Annotated in this window: 11 protein-coding genes and 1 pseudogene; all 12 read right to left on the bottom strand. The window is 56.4% G+C overall.

Translation table 11 applies throughout. From position 1 onward, the window contains the following. Positions 1 to 7: 7 nt before the first annotated feature. The 12 genes and pseudogenes from ACNQ0W_RS00310 to ACNQ0W_RS00255 all read right to left on the bottom strand — a co-directional run bounded on the left by ACNQ0W_RS00310 (position 8) and on the right by ACNQ0W_RS00255 (position 18336). Positions 8 to 628, bottom strand: coding sequence for a YfgM family protein (locus ACNQ0W_RS00310; RefSeq protein WP_062933294.1), 621 nt, complete (start codon positions 626 to 628; stop codon positions 8 to 10). Between the two features lie 13 nt (positions 629 to 641). Further along, entirely contained in the window at positions 642 to 1916 is a 1275-nt protein-coding gene (gene hisS / locus ACNQ0W_RS00305) for a histidine--tRNA ligase (RefSeq protein ID WP_022649001.1), read from the bottom strand. Between the two features lie 81 nt (positions 1917 to 1997). Then, positions 1998 to 3116, bottom strand: a complete 1119-nt coding sequence (ispG, locus tag ACNQ0W_RS00300; RefSeq protein WP_003860619.1) for a flavodoxin-dependent (E)-4-hydroxy-3-methylbut-2-enyl-diphosphate synthase — start codon at positions 3114 to 3116, stop codon at positions 1998 to 2000. Positions 3117 to 3142: 26 nt separating this feature from the next. Beyond that, positions 3143 to 4153 carry a cytoskeleton protein RodZ gene (rodZ, locus tag ACNQ0W_RS00295; protein WP_047050301.1) on the bottom strand — a complete coding sequence of 337 codons (1011 nt, stop codon included), beginning with the start codon at positions 4151 to 4153 and terminating at the stop codon, positions 3143 to 3145. 291 nt (positions 4154 to 4444) lie between these two features. Then, positions 4445 to 5611, bottom strand: coding sequence for a bifunctional tRNA (adenosine(37)-C2)-methyltransferase TrmG/ribosomal RNA large subunit methyltransferase RlmN (locus tag ACNQ0W_RS00290; protein WP_003860623.1), 1167 nt, complete (start codon positions 5609 to 5611; stop codon positions 4445 to 4447). A gap of 147 nt (positions 5612 to 5758) precedes the next feature. Next, positions 5759 to 6190 carry a nucleoside-diphosphate kinase gene (gene ndk / locus ACNQ0W_RS00285; RefSeq protein ID WP_003860625.1) on the bottom strand — a complete coding sequence of 144 codons (432 nt, stop codon included), beginning with the start codon at positions 6188 to 6190 and terminating at the stop codon, positions 5759 to 5761. A 124-nt stretch (positions 6191 to 6314) separates the two neighbouring features. Then, positions 6315 to 7190, bottom strand: a pseudogene (locus ACNQ0W_RS00280) (4Fe-4S binding protein). Continuing rightward, positions 7190 to 7969 (bottom strand): dimethyl sulfoxide reductase anchor subunit family protein, encoded by a 780-nt coding sequence (locus tag ACNQ0W_RS00275; RefSeq protein ID WP_062933296.1) that lies wholly within the window; start codon positions 7967 to 7969, stop codon positions 7190 to 7192. The pseudogene ACNQ0W_RS00280 and the gene ACNQ0W_RS00275 overlap by 1 nt, the downstream one beginning before the upstream one ends. Next, positions 7962 to 8591, bottom strand: coding sequence for a DMSO/selenate family reductase complex B subunit (locus ACNQ0W_RS00270; RefSeq protein ID WP_047057333.1), 630 nt, complete (start codon positions 8589 to 8591; stop codon positions 7962 to 7964). Before ACNQ0W_RS00270 ends, ACNQ0W_RS00275 begins: the two co-directional genes overlap by 8 nt. Next, positions 8588 to 10966: a DMSO/selenate family reductase complex A subunit gene (locus ACNQ0W_RS00265; RefSeq protein ID WP_062933298.1), complete on the bottom strand. Its 2379-nt coding sequence runs from the start codon at positions 10964 to 10966 to the stop codon at positions 8588 to 8590. The genes ACNQ0W_RS00270 and ACNQ0W_RS00265 overlap by 4 nt, the downstream gene beginning before the upstream one ends. Positions 10967 to 11054: 88 nt before the next feature. After that, positions 11055 to 13382: a peptidoglycan glycosyltransferase PbpC gene (pbpC, locus tag ACNQ0W_RS00260; RefSeq protein ID WP_062933299.1), complete on the bottom strand. Its 2328-nt coding sequence runs from the start codon at positions 13380 to 13382 to the stop codon at positions 11055 to 11057. A 1-nt stretch (position 13383) separates the two neighbouring features. Beyond that, a complete protein-coding gene (locus ACNQ0W_RS00255) occupies positions 13384 to 18336 on the bottom strand; it encodes an alpha-2-macroglobulin family protein (RefSeq protein ID WP_062933300.1) in 4953 nt (1650 codons plus the stop codon). Positions 18337 to 18519 lie beyond the last annotated feature (183 nt).

Below are 18519 nucleotides of genomic sequence, written 5' to 3'. Positions count from 1 at the left end.
GTCCCTCTCAGACGGACAAATTATTTATTTTCATCTGCATCATTTCGCTCAGCGCAGGTGAAGCTTTACTATCCACGCCAGCTTGCCACGCTTTACGCGCGCCCGCTTTATCACCCTTACTCAGCAGTGCTTCACCGCGAAGATCGGCGACAATAGCGGCAAAGCCTTCGCCTTTAATGGTATCAAGCGTTTTCAGCGCGTCGTCGGCTTTTTTCTGCTGAACCTGGATACGCGCCAGACGCAGATTGATCACCGCTTTCAGATTATCGTCACTGGCAGCAGCGAGCCCCTGAGACAGTTGCGCAGCGGCTTTGTCCAGTTCGTTTTTATCAACATACTGCTGAGCCACTTCCAGCGCAGCCAGCGCGCCGTAGGTGTTTTTGTTGTCAGCGGCAAATTTCTCCGCAGTCGTCAGCGTTTGCGGCTGATCGGCACGGATTGCGCTAACGGTATTTTCGTAGTTCAGGGACGAACCGCGAGCAGAGTCAGCCTGATGATTGTTCCAGTAACGCCAGCCTACCAGCGCACCAACACCTAAAATAACCCCTACAACCAGTGCCTTGCCGTTTTCAGCAAAGAAGCGTTTAACCGCATCAACCTGGTCGTGTTCGTTCTCGTAAATTTCCACGCAGTCCTTCTCCTTAGCCCAATAGAGTGCGCAAGTGCGCCGCAACGCCATCCTGCGTTACCGTAGTTTGCTCACCAGAGCGCAGGTCTTTAACCACCACTTCGCCGTTGGCCACTTCGGACTCACCCAGCACCAGTGCGATACTTGCGCCCCACTTATCGGCACGAGCAAACTGTTTTTTAAAGTTGCCGCCGCCGTGGTTGGTCATCAGCTTAACGTCCGGCAGCGCATCGCGCACGCGTTCGGCAAGCTGCATCGCCGCAGACTGCGTATCCGCACCTGAGGCCACCAGGTATATATCGACAACAGGATCGGCTTTAAATTCCGGATTAACTGCCTGAACCAGCAAAACAAGTCGCTCAAGGCCCATCGCGAAGCCTACAGCCGGTGCTGCACGACCACCCAGTTGCTCGACCAGTCCGTCATAACGACCGCCGGCACAGACGGTACCCTGCGAACCGAGGCTGGTGGTGACCCACTCAAATACGGTGCGGTTGTAGTAGTCCAGACCGCGCACCAGACGCTGGTTAACGGTATAAGCAATGCCCGCCGCTTCAAGCAGCTTGCACAGGCCGGCAAAGTGTTCGCGGGAATCCTCATCCAGGTAGTCACCCAGCGCTGGCGCATCGTTCAGCAGCGCCTGTACGTCAGGATTTTTGGAATCGAGTACGCGCAGCGGGTTGCTGTACATACGACGCTTACAGTCTTCGTCGAGCTTCTCTTTGTGCTGTTCCAGGAACGCCACCAGCGCATCGCGATAATTCGCACGCGCTTCCAGAGAACCGATAGAGTTCAGCTCCAGAGAAACGTGCTCAGAAATACCGAGCGCACGCCACCAGCGGGCAGTCAGCATAATCAGTTCGGCATCGATATCGGGTCCTTGCAGACCAAACACTTCCACGCCAAGCTGGTTGAACTGACGGTAGCGGCCTTTTTGCGGACGTTCGTGGCGGAACATCGGGCCGATATACCACAGGCGCTGCTCCTGATTGTACAGGAGACCATGTTCGATGCCGGCGCGTACGCAACCCGCCGTCCCCTCAGGACGCAGGGTCAGGCTGTCGCCGTTGCGGTCCTCAAAGGTATACATCTCTTTTTCAACCACGTCGGTCACTTCGCCGATCGCGCGTTTGAATAACGGGGTCTGCTCTACAATCGGCAAACGAATTTCGCTGTAACCGTAGCTGCCGAGCACCTGCTTCAGTGTGCCTTCAATGCGCTGCCAGATGGCGGTTTCGCCAGGCAGATAATCGTTCATGCCGCGGATGGCTTGAATGTTTTTTGCCACGTTTATTCTCTTTCTATATACAAAAAAGAACCCAAAGAATGGGTTCAATCATACATGGGAAGCAGCCTGCTTCCCATCACGTTATTTTTCAACCTGCTGAACGCTGATGCGCTGCGCTTCGTCCATCATCGTCGCTTTTGCACGAATGCGGGCTTCGAGCTGGTCGATCATGTCACTATTATCCAGACGATCTTTACGAACGCCATCTTCATAGAGACCACTTTTCTTGTTACCGCCGGTCACGCCCAGCGTGGACACCAGCGCTTCACCCGGACCGTTCACCACGCAGCCGATGATGGAAACGTCCATCGGGGTGATGATGTCTTCCAGGCGCTGCTCCAGAGCATTGACGGTGCCGATCACGTCAAACTCCTGACGTGAACAGGTTGGGCAGGCGATGAAGTTGATCCCACGCGCGCGGATACGCAGTGATTTCAGGATGTCGAAACCGACTTTGATCTCTTCCACCGGATCAGCGGCCAGGGAGACGCGTAACGTGTCGCCGATGCCTTCAGAGAGCAGCAGGCCGAGACCAATCGCCGATTTTACCGAACCGCTGCGCAGACCACCCGCCTCGGTGATCCCAAGATGCAGCGGCTGATCGATCTGTTTTGCCAGCAGACGATATGATTCAACGGCCAGGAAGACGTCAGACGCTTTCACGCTCACTTTGAACTGATCGAAGTTAAGGCGATCCAGATGATCGACGTGACGCATCGCGGATTCGAGCAGCGCCTGCGGCGTCGGCTCACCGTACTTTTCCTGGAGATCCTTTTCCAGAGAGCCAGCGTTCACGCCGATACGGATTGGAATGTTTTTGTCGCGGGCGCAGTCAACCACCATGCGAATGCGCTCTTCGTTGCCGATGTTGCCTGGGTTAATACGCAGGCAATCGACACCGTATTCAGCGACTTTCAGCGCGATACGGTAATCGAAGTGAATATCGGCAACCAGCGGAACGCTCACCTGCTGCTTGATCAGTTTGAACGCCTCGGCGGCGTCCATGGTCGGCACAGAGACGCGAACAATATCCGCGCCGACGCGTTCTAATGCTTTGATTTGATTGACCGTCGCTTCTACATCCGTAGTACGCGTATTGGTCATCGACTGGACGGCGATAGGTGCCCCATCGCCGATTGGCACGTTCCCAACGTAAATCCGTTTCGATTTTCTACGTTGAATAGGAGCCTGGTTATGCATGTAAAATCTCCCGCATTGCCCGTCTGTTACTGTGCTGCTGATTGTTCGGCATTAACGGTAAGACGCGCAACCTGGTTAGTTCTGATAAAGCGGCTCAGATCGACAGGTTTTCCTTGATACTGGATCTGTACCGCTGCCGGTGCGCCGATTTTAAGCTTGTAAGGTGCCTGGCCCGTTAGATTTAACGTGCCATCTTTACGTTGCAGGCCGCTGAACAGCTTTTTACCTGTCGCGTCAGTCACTTCCAGCCAGCAATCAGCCGTAAAATTCATCACCAGCGCATTCGGGTCAACGGCAGGTGCCGCCGTGCCAGCCGGGTCAGTTGGCAGTGACGCCGCGGTGTTCTCTGCCGGTGCCGTTGCCGCAGGGGCGGTATCAACATTGGCCTGAGAAGGTGATACGACCGCGTTCTGATCCTGTGTCTGGGTGGCTGGCGCGGTATTCGCCGTCGCTTCTGGCGTCGCCGCTGGCTCGGTTGCAGGCGTATTACTTGCTGCCGCCTGAGGTTCGCTGGAGGTCGCAGCCCCTTCGGTGCTCAACGGCACGCTTTGCGCGCCGTTATTACCAGACTGATTAAGCTCAGCGGAGGACTGATCGGCCATGGTGGTGATCTCTTCCTGCTGCGCTTTGTGGTTTTGCCACCACCATGCGCCCGTCAGGCCGACAACCACAAACAGGACCAGCCAGGTAAAGCTCATCAGCCAGCCATCGCGTTTTTTACGACGTTTACCCAGAGAGAAGCTTTGCATCGGCGCAACTTTTGCCGCACGCACAGGCGCCTGCTTCTCCATCATCGGCAGTAATTCGTCTTCAGGGATATGAACCAGTTTGGCGTAAGAACGGATATAACCGCGCAGAAACGTTGAAGCCAGATCGGCGGGTGCCTTATCTTCTTCAATATCGCGAACGGTGGAAACCTTCAGGCACAGGCGTTCTGCAACGGCTTGCTGGCTAAGTCCGAGTTGTTCACGGGCGTTGCGAAGACGAACGCCAGTGGAGAGTGCTGCATTTTGATCGTGAGTGGCTTCAGTATTCATTCGCTACAACTACTGGTACGTGAAAATAAGGGTTCAGGTGCCGGTGAGTCACAATGCCACCCGCACCGCGAAACTTTAGGTCAGTTAACCTGGAACAAACAGTATAAGACTGTCGGGCCGCAGATGACAGCGCTGGCAGGCCTTCACGCTAAACTGTTGTTACGTCGTTACATACTGCCCGAAAGTCGTATGAAACGCACCGTAATTATTAATCAGTCGTGATGATTGTGACTGAATATTCAGTAAATTAATGCTTCACGGCGCAAAAAATGCGCCGTGTCTGCATAATAATCAAACGGTTTTAACCGCGATTGACTCACCCTGCATACGCTTACGCAGCGTACGTTTGGTACGGTCAATAACGTCACCCGCCAGCTGACCGCAGGCTGCGTCGATATCATCGCCACGCGTTTTACGGACAATGGTAGTGAAACCATACTCCATCAGCACTTTTGAGAAGCGATCGATACGGCTGTTCGAGCTACGGCCATACGGCGCGCCCGGGAACGGGTTCCATGGGATCAGGTTGATCTTACATGGCGTATCTTTCAGCAGTTCAGCCAGCTCGTGTGCATGCTCGGTACCGTCGTTAACATGATCCAGCATCACGTATTCAATGGTCACGCGGCCCTGGTTAGCGTTGGATTTCTCCAGGTAACGGCGCACGCCAGCCAGGAAGGTTTCGATATTGTACTTTTTGTTGATCGGCACAATTTCGTCACGGATTGCGTCGTTCGGCGCGTGAAGGGAGATGGCCAGCGCAACGTCAATCATGTCGCCCAGTTTGTCCAGCGCAGGCACAACGCCGGAAGTAGAGAGCGTAACGCGGCGCTTGGACAGACCAAAACCGAAATCGTCGAGCATGATTTCCATCGCCGGAACGACGTTGGTCAGGTTGAGCAGCGGTTCACCCATCCCCATCATCACCACGTTGGTGATTGGACGTGTACCGGTGACTTTCGCCGCGCCCACGATTTTCGCCGCACGCCAGACCTGGCCGATAATTTCCGACACGCGCAGGTTACGGTTAAAGCCCTGCTGCGCCGTAGAGCAGAATTTGCACTCCAGCGCACAGCCCACCTGAGAAGAGACGCACAGCGTGGCGCGATCGTCTTCCGGGATATACACGGTTTCAACGCGCTGATCGCCAACGGCAATGGCCCACTTGATGGTGCCATCTGAAGAGCGCTGCTCTTCCACCACTTCCGGTGCGCGGATTTCCGCCACTTCTTTAAGCTTATTGCGCAGCACTTTGTTGATGTCCGTCATGTCATCAAAGTTGTCGCTGCAATAGTGGTACATCCATTTCATGACCTGATCGGCACGAAACGGCTTCTCGCCCATCTCTTTAAAGAACTCGCGCATCTGCTGACGGTTCAGATCCAGCAGGTTAATTTTTCCATTTTTATTGGGAACCGCAGGAATGGCGACTTCGGAGGTATTCACTAATTCAGACATAATTTTTTCCGGCCTCGTTGTTACACGTTGTGGCCCTTGGTGGGTTGAAAAGAAACGCCCCGGTAAGCAGTCTGCTCGTCCGGGGCGTTGCATTGTACAAAGTCTGGCGCAGGGATGCCACGTTTGCACGCGGCATTTACGAAATTATTAGCGAGTGCGCGGACACACTTCGCCTTCAGCGAAGAAGAACGCGATTTCGCGCGCAGCAGATTCAACAGAGTCGGAACCGTGGGTGCCGTTCTCGGTGAAGCTGTCTGCGTAATCGGCGCGCAGAGTACCTGCCAGTGCGTTGTCCGGGTTGGTTGCACCCAGCAGATCGCGGTGACGCTGTACCGCGTTTTCGCCTTCCAGTACGGATACCACGATTGGGCCAGAAGTCATGAACTCGACCAGACCGTCAAAGAATGGGCGACCTTCGTGCTCAGCGTAGAAACCGCGAGCCTGCTCAACGGTCAGGTGCAGCATTTTGGTGCCAACGATCTTAAACCCTGCTGATTCAAAGCGAGCGAAGATGCTGCCAATAACGTTTTTTGCCACCGCGTTTGGCTTGATGATGGAAAAAGTACGTTCAATAGCCATTGATAACCTCTGTAAAATGTTCTGTTGTTTTTGCATACCTGAGTATGGTGTGGCGCGGATTATAAAGAGCAATAGCGCCATTGCCTATGGTTATGCATAACATTTTTTTAAAATGAGACGAAGATTAGCAACAGCTCGTATTTCGCATACCGTGTTGATGATGAAAACAGAGCGGACACTGCTTTTCATCAGACGTAAATGACCAGAAATGACGGTGGCACGTCAGGCAAACGGCTTCATATGCCGGTATGGTCACGCTTTTCGCTGTTCCTTCAGTTTGCGTCACGTTTATCGCCGCATGCTGGCATACCGCTTCGCAGCCGCCGCACCCCGTACAGTGTCCGGTTTCCACGACCAGTTAAGCGTTCTCAAACCGAATCGCGTTTTCCGTACAACTCCGCCAGCACGCGCCGCACAGTACGCAGGATTCGGCATCGAGCGTTATCTCTGCCTCGCTAAACGCAGAAAACGCCCTGCGCAGTTCACGCTGGCCGGGCACGACGCTACAGACCCGGACATCCTCACGGGGAACGTGCATCAGCGCACGCCGGGCGGTATTAACCTCGTTGACGGGTATATGTTTAAACGCCCACGCCGCTTCACCGCGTCGACGAAGCGCCAGATTCAGCCGGGCAATCGCCAGCAACCAGTCAGGATTCTGCTCCGCGTCGATACTGATAAAACGAACGTTGTGCTGCGCGTGCCACAGCAGAAGCTCATTCACCTCTGGCGCACGGTCAGTAAAAGGCCCAACAAGCGTATCGCCACACAGAAAGCGTTTTCGCGGCGTGATGCCGGTGATGGCCTCAGCGGGGCAGACGAACAGGCAGTCACCGCATTCAATACAGCGGCTGTCATCAACCGAGACGCCTGAGTCGGTAAAAGAAAAAGCCTGCACAGGACAGACGTCCGCGCAGGCGAGGCAGGAAGCATGGCGAAAACGGCGACGGACGCACGCATGCGTCACGTCCATCGCCGGGGCAAAGGTCAATCCGCCCATCAGCCAATACTGAAGAAAACGAAGCGCAGCATCAGCTCACCGACAATCAGCAATGCGCTTCCCAGCAGCATGGGAGATCGCGCCGCTTTCAGACCGCCCGCAGCAAAGCACAGCATACCCGCAACGGATACGCACCAGCTCAGCAGATGCACGGTTCGCAGTTGCTCCAGCATCTGTAGCGGTGCGTGAGGGAACGTCACCACGGTGTTGTCCATAGCCGTAATATCTGCCAGCCAGACGGGCTGCATCACCAGACGCACAAGCACCAGCAGCGTGATAATGACAACCGCCGCACGCACGGTAGTCTGGGAACGCGTCCCAACGGCCATGCAGGCTGAACCGATAATCCCCACCGAACCGATAAACAGCACCAGAGTGTTAACATGCTGCCATGTCACCACGGATGCGTGCATGTAGATCTGCGCCATGCAGAACACATCGACTAAACCAACCAGACCTGCCACAACCAACAGTGGCTTCCAGCCTGGCTTTTTGACAAACATCAGCAAGGTTGCGAGACCAAGTGCCGCAAGATAAAGACTGGCAAAGATAATCTCACGGCTCAGCCAGGAGCTGGATACGTGGCGCAGCGCGTTAAGAGCATTAAGCGGATAGCCCATGTGCAGCGCGGAGGCGAGCAGCCCCAGGCTCGCCAGCACAAACGCTCCGGCAGCCGGCAGCAGCGCGCTGCGTTGCGTGCTTCCGAACGCCAGCCACAGCGTAACGCCAACCGATCCTTGCAGGAACAGCGTAAAAATCAGCAGCGGTAACTCATGCATGACGTTTCCCCTCTTTCTCTGCGCCCTGATGCGCTTTGATCACCAGGTTTGGTTTGGTGATGGAGGAATCAGGCAAACCTTTCACATCACAGACCGCACCATACTTCGCCCGCAGTTCATCAATCGGCCCGAATTTAATCGCTTCGAGTGGACAGGTTGCCACACAGACGGGCTGTTCTCCCTTCGCCTGGAGATCCACGCAGAAATCACATTTGGACATCTGCCCGGTCTGCTCGTTGAGCTGTGGCGCGCCGTAAGGGCAAGACCATGCGCAGTAGCCGCAGCCGACGCACTTATCAGTATCAACGCGCACAATGCCGTCCCCCGGACGCTTATGCATCGCGGTGGTCGGACAGTTCTTGGTGCAGACAGGGTCTGCGCAGTGGTTACAGGAAATGGAGAGCGTGTAGGCAAAAACGTTGTTGCTGACGCCGCCCTGCCCGGTCGGGATAAAACCCCCGCCATTAACTTCATAAACGCGACGGAAACGACGTCCGACCTCAAGGTTGTTTTTATCTTTGCACGCCACCTGGCATGCCTTGCAGCCCGAGCAGCGAGAAGAGTCGATATAAAAACCCAGCTGTTTGTCGCTCACCGGTGCGTAATGTTTAAACTGACTCATGCTTTAGCTACCTCCACCAGCATGGTTTGATGGGAATTCCCTTTCGCAAGCGCGGTAATACGGGCGGAACTGAGCACATTAGCGCAGCCGCCTTTATCGATACCCTGCGCGTCCGGCTGCCACCAGGCGCCTGCCTGCATGGCCACCACGCCTGGAATGATGCGCGGCGTGACCTCCGCCGGGATCTCGCAAATGCCGCGCGCGTTATGAATACGCACGTTATCCCCCTGCGCAATGCCGCGCTTTTGCGCATCCTGCGGGTTGATCCACAGCTTTTGCTGCTGCGCCTCAATTAACCACGGGTTGGCGTACTGGGTGGAGTTAGCGCGGTTCTTCCCTTTCCAGGTGATCAGCTGGAGCGGGAAGGTTTTCGCCAGCTCGTCTTCCGGCCCTTCATGGGCAGGCACGTAGTGCGACAGCGCCGGAATTTCCGGGTGATGCATGTCGTACAGACGCTTTGAGAAGATCTCAATTTTACCGGACGGCGTCGGGAACGGATGATTCTGCGGATCGCGAATGTTGTCTTCAAAGGCAACGTACGGCGCGCTTTTGAAAAGATGCTGACGCGTCTTCTGTAGCGTCGCGAAGTCCGGCAGGTTTTCATCCGGCATGGACAGCCGCGTCTGCTCCCAGATGTGCTCAATCCACGCTTTTTCGTCACGACCCTCGCTGAACGCTGGCTCGACGCCAAGCTTAGCAGCGACTTCCCGCAGCCAGTCGTAGTCTGAACGGCGTTCAAATTCAGGTTCAATCAGCTTTTCGGACAGGATCAGATAGCTTGCCGTGCCCCAGGTTTCGCCGATATTCCAGCGTTCCATAAAGCTGGTTTCCGGCAAAAGCAGGTCGGCGTATCTGGCGCTCGGCGTCATAAACAGATCGCTTGCGACGATAAACTCGATTTTCGACTCGTCTTCCAGGACACGGGTTGCCTGATGAAGATCCGGGTTCTGGTTAGCCAGATAATTGCCCGCCAGCGAGAACAGGATGCGGATATTGCTGTCCAGCTTCTCAGCATCCTTCAGGCCATCTTCCGCGGTTACCTTAGAAGCATCATCCGCGGCCTGCACCCAGTTCATGACCGAAATTTTGGCTTTGACCGGGTTGTCCGGCATCTCTGGCCCGGCCGCAAATTTGCGGTTTGCGCAGCCGCCATAGCCTGCTGCCCAGCCGCCTTTCACCCCGACGTTACCCGTTAGCGTGGCCAGTATCGTCGAGCCGCGCGCGGTGCGCTCGCCGCAGTTGTGACGCTGCGGACCCCAGCCCTGGATCAGCGCGGCGGGTTTGGTGGTTGCGTAGTCGCGCGCCAGCTGACGAATAGTTTGTGCAGGCACGTGGGTGATTTTCTCTGCCCACTCGGGCGTTTTCGCCACGCCATCCTTTGCACCGCTCAGGTAAGCCATCAGGGATTCATTGGCCGGAACGCCCTCTGGCATGGCGTCTTCGTCAAAGCCCAGGGTGTAGCGCTGAATAAAGTCGCGATCGTGCAGATTCTCCGTGACGATCACATACATCATCGCGTCCATCAGGGCGTTGTCTGTTGTGGGAAGCAATGGGATCCACTGATCGGCAAGGGAGGAAACCGTATCGGAATAACGTGGGTCGACAACAATGAAGCGCGTGCCGTTTTGCTTCATCTTCTGGTAGAAGTGGTTGCTGTGCCCGAAGATGGTTTCCGTCGGGTTATGCCCCCAGAGAATGACCAGTTTGGTGTCCAGCAGCGTGTCCAGAGAGCTGCCGCTGGCGGCGGTGCCATAGGTATACGGCGTTGCCGCCGCCGTGTTACCCATACTGACCGAGTGATAGCTTTCGAGATAGCCGCCGGTTAAGTTGAGCAGACGACGAACCATTTTATCGCCGGAAAAGGTCCCGCCGGACACCGCGGTGCCCACATGAACATATCGTGACGCAGCACCGTATTTTTGCGTAATAGTTTTTAATTGATTCGCAATAAGGGTGGTGGCTTCATCCCAGGTAATACGCTCGAATTTTCCTTCACCACGTTTACCTACACGTTTCATTGGATATTTCAGTCGATCGGGGTGATAAACAAATTTCCGATAAGCCCGACCACGAACGCAGGCGCGCATCACTGGCATCTGCGGATCCAGCGCGTTATCCGGACGCGTTGAAATTCGGGTCACAACGCCATCACTGACGTGAGCACGAATATCACACTTGCCGCCGCAGTCAAACGTACTACAGGTTTGCACCACTTTTTCTTCAGGCGTAGCGTCTGAAACCGCCGCGCCCTGTGCCTGTACTTTGCCGGTTTTGACGACAAACGGCAGGGCGGCGAGCGCCGACCCTGCCTGAATAAACTGACGCCGGGATATGGCGGGAATAAGCCCTTCTCCCTGATGTTTATTTTTTTTCATTGCTCGTTCCTTCAAATAAAAACGCATTCTCGTTTTTTTTCAGGAACGAATATTGATAATTATCAAGCTAACTCTTGAGGAGTAACACTTAGCGATCTAATTCAAAATTCACCGTCGCCGTTTGTCCTGTTTCATCCAATACAATTAATTGATATTTACCCGGTAAATATAATTGTAGTGAATAATTCTTCTGATGCCCGTCCAGCGGTTCGCCATTCAAAAACCACCATCGTTGCCCCTCTCCGCCGCTGGTTGAAACGTTGAGGGTAATATTTTTCTCACCTGGAAGACGTTTAATTACCGCCCCTTCTCTGACGCCTGACAACATCAGCGGCGCCGCATTATGGTTATCCAGCGGAGGGCAAACCGCTGAACGGGCGGGGAGACGAGCAGCCCGTTTTTCGGCAGCAGGCAGCCAGGGCTCCAGCGGCAGCGGCCAGACATCCAGCACTTTCTCTGTCGCATCAGGACAATCCGCCGCAACGCGTTTGCCTTCTTTATCCAGCCAGACCGGGAAACGGATCCCGCGAATACCTTCCTGTTCCGGCAGCAGCAGCGTAGGCGGTTCACTGCCTTCCAGCAGCCAGGTTGACAGCCGACGCCGACAGTTTTCGCTCCCTTCAGGCAGGGACTGGCCGCCCGGCCAGCAAATCACGCCCCGTCCTACGCTTGCAGGACGCGGATCGCGCGGCAGGCGCGCTTCATCCACCATCGAGCGGGACTGAAGCATATTATTGACCTGATTCAGGAGCGGTACCGCGCTGGCGAAACCAAACTGCCCGGCAACGGGCGTGCCGTCCGGGCGTCCGGTCCAGATTCCAATGACATACCGGGCATTCAGGCCGATGGCCCAGGCATCCCGGTAGCCATAGCTGGTGCCCGTTTTCCACGCCAGCGGCGCAACCTGGGGCAGCGCACTGTCCGGCAGGGGCTGTGCTTCATTAGCGAGAATGCGACGAATGATCCACGCCGCCCCCGGCGACAGCAGCGGACGTTCGATCAGCGGATCGCCCGGCTGTAAACGCAGTCGGCCCGCCTTACCCTGACGCGCAAAGGCGCTATAGGCGGCAGCGATATCAGCCAGCCGTGCGCCTGCACCCCCCAGGATCAGGGAGAGGTTGGGCTGTGCCCCCGCAGGCAGAATGAGCGGTAATCCCGCGTTGCTCAGCATTCCGGCAAAACGTTTTGGGCCGTACGCTTCCAGAACCTGCACCGCAGGCAGGTTGAGGGAACGCACCAGGGCTTCGCTCATACTGACCGGCCCATGGAAGCCGCTGTCAAAGTTGCCGGGACGATAATCCCCCGTTTTTCTTGGCACATCCTGTAATAACGAAGCGGGATGGATCAGACCATCGTCCAGCGCCATGCCATAGATGAATGGCTTGAGGACCGATCCCGGCGATCGGATCGCATTGACCATATCCACGTGGCTGAAACGGCTGTCATCATTGATATCTACCGAGCCTACCCAGCCACGCACTTTCATGGATGTATGATCCACGACGATCATCGCCAGCGAACTGCGGGCAGGCAGGCGTGATTTCCAGTTCATTGCCAGCTCTTCAAGCTGTCGTTGCAATGCTGCATCAAGCGTGGTGACTATTTTTGTGTCACGACTTTTACTCAGCATCATGCGGGAAAGGAGCGGCGCCAGCTGCGGCATCTGCCGGGGGGCCAGCCAGACCGGCTCTTCACGGGACTCTTTGACCTGCTTTTCAGACCAGACGCCCTGAGTCAGCATGCGGTCGAGCACTTTGTTCCGCGCCGCTTCGGCACGCTCCGGCCAGCGGTCCGGGCGCAGACGGCTGGGTGCCTGTGGCAGTACAGCCAGCAGCGCCGCGTCGGAATAGCTCAGCTGAGACGGCGGTTTGCCAAGGTAAGTCCAGCTTGCCGCGCCCACGCCCTGCAACGTGCCGCCAAACGGGGCACGGTTGAGATACAGCGTCAGGATTTCACGCTTGGAGAGATGCCACTCCAGCTGCATCGCCCGCCAGAGCTGACGGAATTTGCCGCCAAAGGTACGCGGATGCGGATCCAGAAGGCGTGCCACCTGCATGGTAAGCGTGCTCCCGCCGGAAACCACTCTCCCGGAGGTGAGATCCTGCCAGGCGGCACGCAGTACAGAAAGCGGATTGACGCCCGGGTGATCCCAGAACCAGCGATCTTCATACTGGATCAGCGCCTCGAGATAGCGTGGTGAAACCTCTTCAATGGTAACCGGATAGCGCCAGATGCCTTCGCTGTCGGCAAAACGCCACAGCGGAACACCCTGCTCATCCACGACCACTCGCGCAGGGTTGACCTCTTTCAGGGGCAACGGCCACACGCGGTCAGCGACGACAATCAGCCCCCCTGAAACGAGAAGCGCTCCCGCCAGCCACAGCCAGCGGGAGCGAATCAGGCGTGCTATCCGCATTTTACGGAACAACGATCAGCGGGCCACTGGCCGCCCCCGTTGCCCGCCACTGCGGAACATACATGGACTCGACCATCGGAACAGGCACCTGGTAGGTTCCCGGCGTAACGGCACGGGCCAGGTAAACCAGCGTGACCGGCTGACCTTCATTGACCGGCACCGCGGCCACAAAGCGATCGTCGCGGAATTCCATGTGCTGAATATCAGACTGTTGCATCTGATTGAGCAGGTTTTGCACTTCACTGCCGCTGTCCTGCAAGCTGGCGCTGCTGCTCGCCAGATTCTGGTTTTCCAGCTCCAGACCTGCCGGGAGTAGATCCACCACCAGCGCATCCGGCACGTTCTGGCTGGCCTTCACTTCCAGCCATACCAGAACCAGTTCACCGCTCTTCAGAGAAGAGAGCGACTTGCTGCCGCCGTCTGTCGCCAGGATATGACGTTCAATCTGCAAGACATTAGAGGATGGCTGAGGCGCATACTCCGGATAGCCAGTCGTGTCCAGTCGTACCCACAGCGGCGTAGTGCCGGTATTCGTCACCTGCAACGCATCAAGCTGAGCGCCGTTCAGGTTTTCTACCTGCGCTTTATCACTGCTCTGGGTCTGTTCAGAGAGGCTGGTCGTTGCCTGCCACGCACCTGACAAGGTTTGCAGTGAACGTCCGGCCAGGAACAGCGCATTGCTCTCCTGGGTAGACAGCCAGCGCTGGCTGAACGCGTCTTCAGATAACGCGTTCAGCAGCCTGTTTTGCGCATCCGGCAGCAGCTTGTACTCTTCCAGCAGGGAGAGCATCAGGGCATTATCACGCAGCTGGCTGCCGTAATCCGCCATCCAGTTTCGGCTGTCGTTACGGGGAGTTTTGAGAGCCAGATCCAGCGCCTGCTGGCTGCGCGGTGCATCCCCCATCAGTTTGAGTGCCATGCCCAGCTGCATCAACGGAAGCCCGGAAGCAGCCTGAGCGTGGCGATCCCAGATTTCACGCAGCGCACCGAGCGGCGCTTTTTGCTGACGAGCCAGCACCAGCGAAGCATACGCCTGGACAGCAAATTTGCTGGCCTGGGTGTCGTCGCTGTAGCGGATGGACATCATCCCCGGATCCTGTAAATAGCGCAGCAGTCGGCTGTTGGCGTTATTCACTGCCTCGGCAGGCACGCTGTAACCCTGCTCCCCTGCCCGCACCAGGAAGTCCGTGACATAGGCGGTCAGCCAGTACTCTTCCGGGCCGTTTTTATCCCACAAGGCAAAACCGCCATCGTCACGCTGCATTTGCAGCAGACGGGAGATCCCGATATCAATGGCCGCACGGCGTTTATCGTCAGTATCGCCCTTAATGCCCAGTGCCTTCAGCTGTGCCGCGTTGGTGTAGAGGGACGGGAACAGGCCGCTGGTGGTCTGCTCAAGACATCCATACGGATAGGCCTGAAGTTCACGAATGTAGCGCGCCAGGTTCAAAGGTGGTTTACCGCTGAGCAACAGCTGCCCCTGTAGCGTGGCAGGCGAGAAACCGGCGATATGCTGTGCTGGCGCGCTCCAGGATTCGCCAGGGTTCAGCATCGTACCCGTATTCACGGTTTGCGCCGGGAATGCGGGACGCACGCCAATTTTCCAGCTCTTCTGCTGCGGCGCAAACGTCTCACCAGGGAGCTGAAGTCCCGTCACCTGAGCAGTCACTTCCCCATCGCCATAGCCCTCCAGGGCACGCACCGGAATAAATAGGGTGGTACGTGCGCCAGGCGGCAGCTTAACCGGCTCTGGCTGAGCGCCTTCGAGCGACAACTTATCGGTTGCGGTTAACGCAATGTTCAGCGTTTGCGGCTGGTCAGTAAGGTTGGTCAGGTCCAGCGTCAGGCGAGAGGTATCGCCACTTGCGAGGAATCGCGGCGTATTAAGCTCGGTAATAATCGGTGCCGCTACAATGATTTTGCTTTCGCTGCTGCCGAAATCGTCTTCCGTCCAGGCCTGCGCCATCAGACGCAGTTCGCCGTTGAAATCGCCAATCGGCAGCGTGATGGTGCCTTCGCCGTTGGCATCAAGCGTAACCGGCTGCGCCTGCTGGGCAATTATGGTGACATGGTTCACCGGTGGCTTACCGCCGCGTTTCAGTTCATCGCCGTCTCCGCCGAAGCGCAGTGCGGCCAGACGTCCCTGACCTTCAATCACCTGGCCGTAAACATCATAGATGTCCGCGCCATAGCGCTTCTGACCGAAGAAAGCTTCCCACGGATCCGGCGTGACGTAGTCGGTAATGTTCAGCACGCCGCTATCGACAGCCGAGACCAGCACGTTCACCTTCTGTGGCACAGTCCCCTCTTTTACGCTGGCTTTCACTTTCACAGAAAGCGTCTGGTTCGGACGCATTTTTTGCGGGTTATCCAGTGCGATGTTCAGGCGACGATTTTCGTCTCCCATTGGCAGATGCAGCAGGCCAACCGCCCGTTTTGGCGTGGCGGATTTGGATTTATCGCCAGGACGAACCACCAGCGTGCTGAGGTAAAGATCGTGACGTTTCCAGGCCTTATCCACCGGAATGGCGAGATCCAGACCGTTTGCTGGCACGTCAATCTCTTTCCACCACAGCGGTCCTTCGCTGGATTCGATCATTGCATAGCCCTTGCCTGCGGCTGGCGCTGCAATATGCAGGTTGATGGTATCGCCTGGCTGATAGGATGGCTTATCCAGTTTCAGCGTCACACGATCCGGGCGAGCAGCGCCCGTGCCATCGCTGTTATCCTGCCAGCTGTACCCCGCCCAGAAGCGCACGCTGCTGACCATGTCATCAGGGGCTTTCACTTCCAGACGGTATGAGCCCCACTCCACCGGGAAGGTGACTTTACCGGTTTCATCGGCCTTGAGGTTTAGCTCCTGTTCGCCCTCAACCAGATCTTTTTGATCAAACTGGGACTGCCAGCCCTCACTCTCGGACCAGTTCCAGAAGTAGTCGCGACGCTCACGGATCAGACGCACCTGCAAACCGGATACCGCTTTTTTCGTCCCGCTGGCATCGGCATAGACGATGTCAAAGCTGGCGTTGCCGTTTTCATCGACAATCGGCTGATTGACGGTGGTATCGGTACGGTAGTCGTAAACGGCCTTGCTGGCGAACTGTGGGCGGATCCCCGGAAGTTCAGCCGCAGGCCAGATAGCCTGCTCGGCGCGTCGCGTTACCGGACGCCCACCTGATTCCAGCAGGCTGGCCTGCAAAATCAGTTGCAGCGGCGAGTGCACCTCTTTCCACTGGCTTTCGGTGGTAACCTGTCCGCGCCCCTGTTCGTCCAGCGTAAGCTGAACTTCATCCAGGCTGCGGCTCAGGTTCTCCTCGGCAATATCACCGAACTGGAAGCCAGGCAGTGCAGGCACCGCGTCACGTAGCGGACGCAGGAAAAGCTGGCCTTGCAGAGAATTGCCGTTAGCTGGCGCGCCATACAGGTAATAGCCCACAACGTTAAAGTCGACATTATCTTGCGGGGAAACCGGCGTTTTTTGCCCGGTCAGATTCAGCGCCATACGCTCAGGCATAAAATCTTCGACGTGGAAATCCCACATGCGCTGCTGGTTATCGCCCGTATTCGCGCGAATATGCCACATGCCGGTCTGGGCGCCGCTATCAAGCGGATAGTTGAAGCGATAAAGGCCGTTCTCAGGTTGCACAACGACCGTACGCGCCACCTGTCCGTCCGGACGCAGCACGTCAAGTTTTACCGGCTGATCGGGAAGCGGTTTGCCATCGCTGTCGCGAAGCAGGCCGTTCAGGATCACAGTTTCACCCGGACGATAGAGATCGCGCGGGCCAAACATAAAGAACTGTTTGCTGTAACCCGGGTTACCGGCGATATCAAACTCCGCCAGATCCAGCGCCGGAAGTTTGAGGTCGAGAAGCGTCGTCTGGCCATCCTTACTGGCCAGGATCAGCGCGGCTTCTTTATCGGTTTCCAGTTTCGCATGACCATCGGCGTCGCTGTTCGCCTCGGCCAGGGTCTGCCCTTTATCGTTCAGAAGGGTAATGGTCACGCCTGACTGCGCCGCACCGTTTTCAAGACTCTGGGTGAAGATGTCCAGGCGGTTATGATAACGGTGAGCGGACAGCCCAATATCACTTAAGGTAAAGAGCGTCGCGGCGTTACTGTAGTTATAGTGACCAGCCTGATTCATCACGGCGATATAGACGCCAGACTGCTGGAGCGGCTTAATATCTTTAAGCGGCAGGAGCAGTTTTTCACGCGTGTTGCGCGCCGGGTTGAGGTCGAAACGGCCAGTGTAGACCAGTTCCGCCATCTTCAGCAGGTTGTCAGATTCCCAGTTGGTCAGCGAGTTACGGTACTCCCACTGGCTGACAAACGAGGCCAGCGACTCCGGCTTCACACGATAGAAGTTCACGTCCACATTGTTGACGTTGAGCGCCATCACTGGCAACCCTTCCACCACCTTACCCGGCAGCAGCGATCCGCGGCTGGCGAATCCGACCGTCGGTTCAACATCCCGGGTGGTGATCGCTTTTTCATAGTCAATGCCGAATGTCGCTTTGTTCAGCGCCAGCAAATCACGTTCGACGGTGACGACCAGATTACGATTCGGCTCCAGATGGCGCAGGCGCAGCTCTTTCAGATTGGGGGCCAGTTCCCAGGCGCCGTCCACTTTGCCGCTTTTTTTATCTACCACGTGCACCGTTTTCGCAAAATCCTGGCTGGGATCCAGCGGTACAGAGAAGGTCAGAACCAGCGTCGCGGCGCCGTCGAGTTGCACTTCAGAGGCATCCAGCAGCGTCAACGCCTTACCCTGACTCTGCGCGGCCAGCTTAGCCAGCTTTTCAGGATCCGGTGTTGCCGGGGTTTTCTGTTCTGATGCAGTAGACGCTGCGGGGGCAGCGGCCTGAGGTTTGTCATCGCTGTTATCACAGCCGACAAGCGTAAAGGTGGTGAGCAGCGCGAGAGAGATCGCAGCTAAGCGAAACGGTTTCATCCTGTGTCCCTGGCCTGATGGGCCTGTTGGTCGTCGTCCGGATAAGTATTATCCGCAAGTTTCGTTAATACAAAAAGTCCAATTTTATAATCTTGAAAACGCCTCGCAGATTGGCATCACGCTGCCACACCGTGTTGGAACCGCGATCACAGCGCATAACGTAACATGTTACCTTTCGCGTCA

It is taken from the genome of Enterobacter cloacae complex sp. 6730903 (assembly GCF_048283985.1).
GTDB classification, from domain to species: Bacteria; Pseudomonadota; Gammaproteobacteria; order Enterobacterales; family Enterobacteriaceae; genus Enterobacter; species Enterobacter hormaechei_C.
The sequence above is the reverse complement of the archived record's forward strand: the minus strand, read 5'-3'. Positions and strand labels throughout refer to the sequence as shown.

Bases quoted from the DNA above. Each gene is read 5' to 3' on its own strand.
- ispG (WP_003860619.1), bottom strand. From the start codon at position 3,116: ATGCATAACCAGGCTCCTATTCAACGTAGAAAATCGAAACGGATTTAC.
- rodZ (WP_047050301.1), bottom strand. From the start codon at position 4,153: ATGAATACTGAAGCCACTCACGATCAAAATGCAGCACTCTCCACTGGC.
- ACNQ0W_RS00290 (WP_003860623.1), bottom strand. From the start codon at position 5,611: ATGTCTGAATTAGTGAATACCTCCGAAGTCGCCATTCCTGCGGTTCCC.
- ndk (WP_003860625.1), bottom strand. From the start codon at position 6,190: ATGGCTATTGAACGTACTTTTTCCATCATCAAGCCAAACGCGGTGGCA.
- ACNQ0W_RS00275 (WP_062933296.1), bottom strand. From the start codon at position 7,969: ATGCATGAGTTACCGCTGCTGATTTTTACGCTGTTCCTGCAAGGATCG.
- ACNQ0W_RS00270 (WP_047057333.1), bottom strand. From the start codon at position 8,591: ATGAGTCAGTTTAAACATTACGCACCGGTGAGCGACAAACAGCTGGGT.
- ACNQ0W_RS00265 (WP_062933298.1), bottom strand. From the start codon at position 10,966: ATGAAAAAAAATAAACATCAGGGAGAAGGGCTTATTCCCGCCATATCC.
- pbpC (WP_062933299.1), bottom strand. From the start codon at position 13,382: ATGCGGATAGCACGCCTGATTCGCTCCCGCTGGCTGTGGCTGGCGGGA.
- ACNQ0W_RS00255 (WP_062933300.1), bottom strand. From the start codon at position 18,336: ATGAAACCGTTTCGCTTAGCTGCGATCTCTCTCGCGCTGCTCACCACC.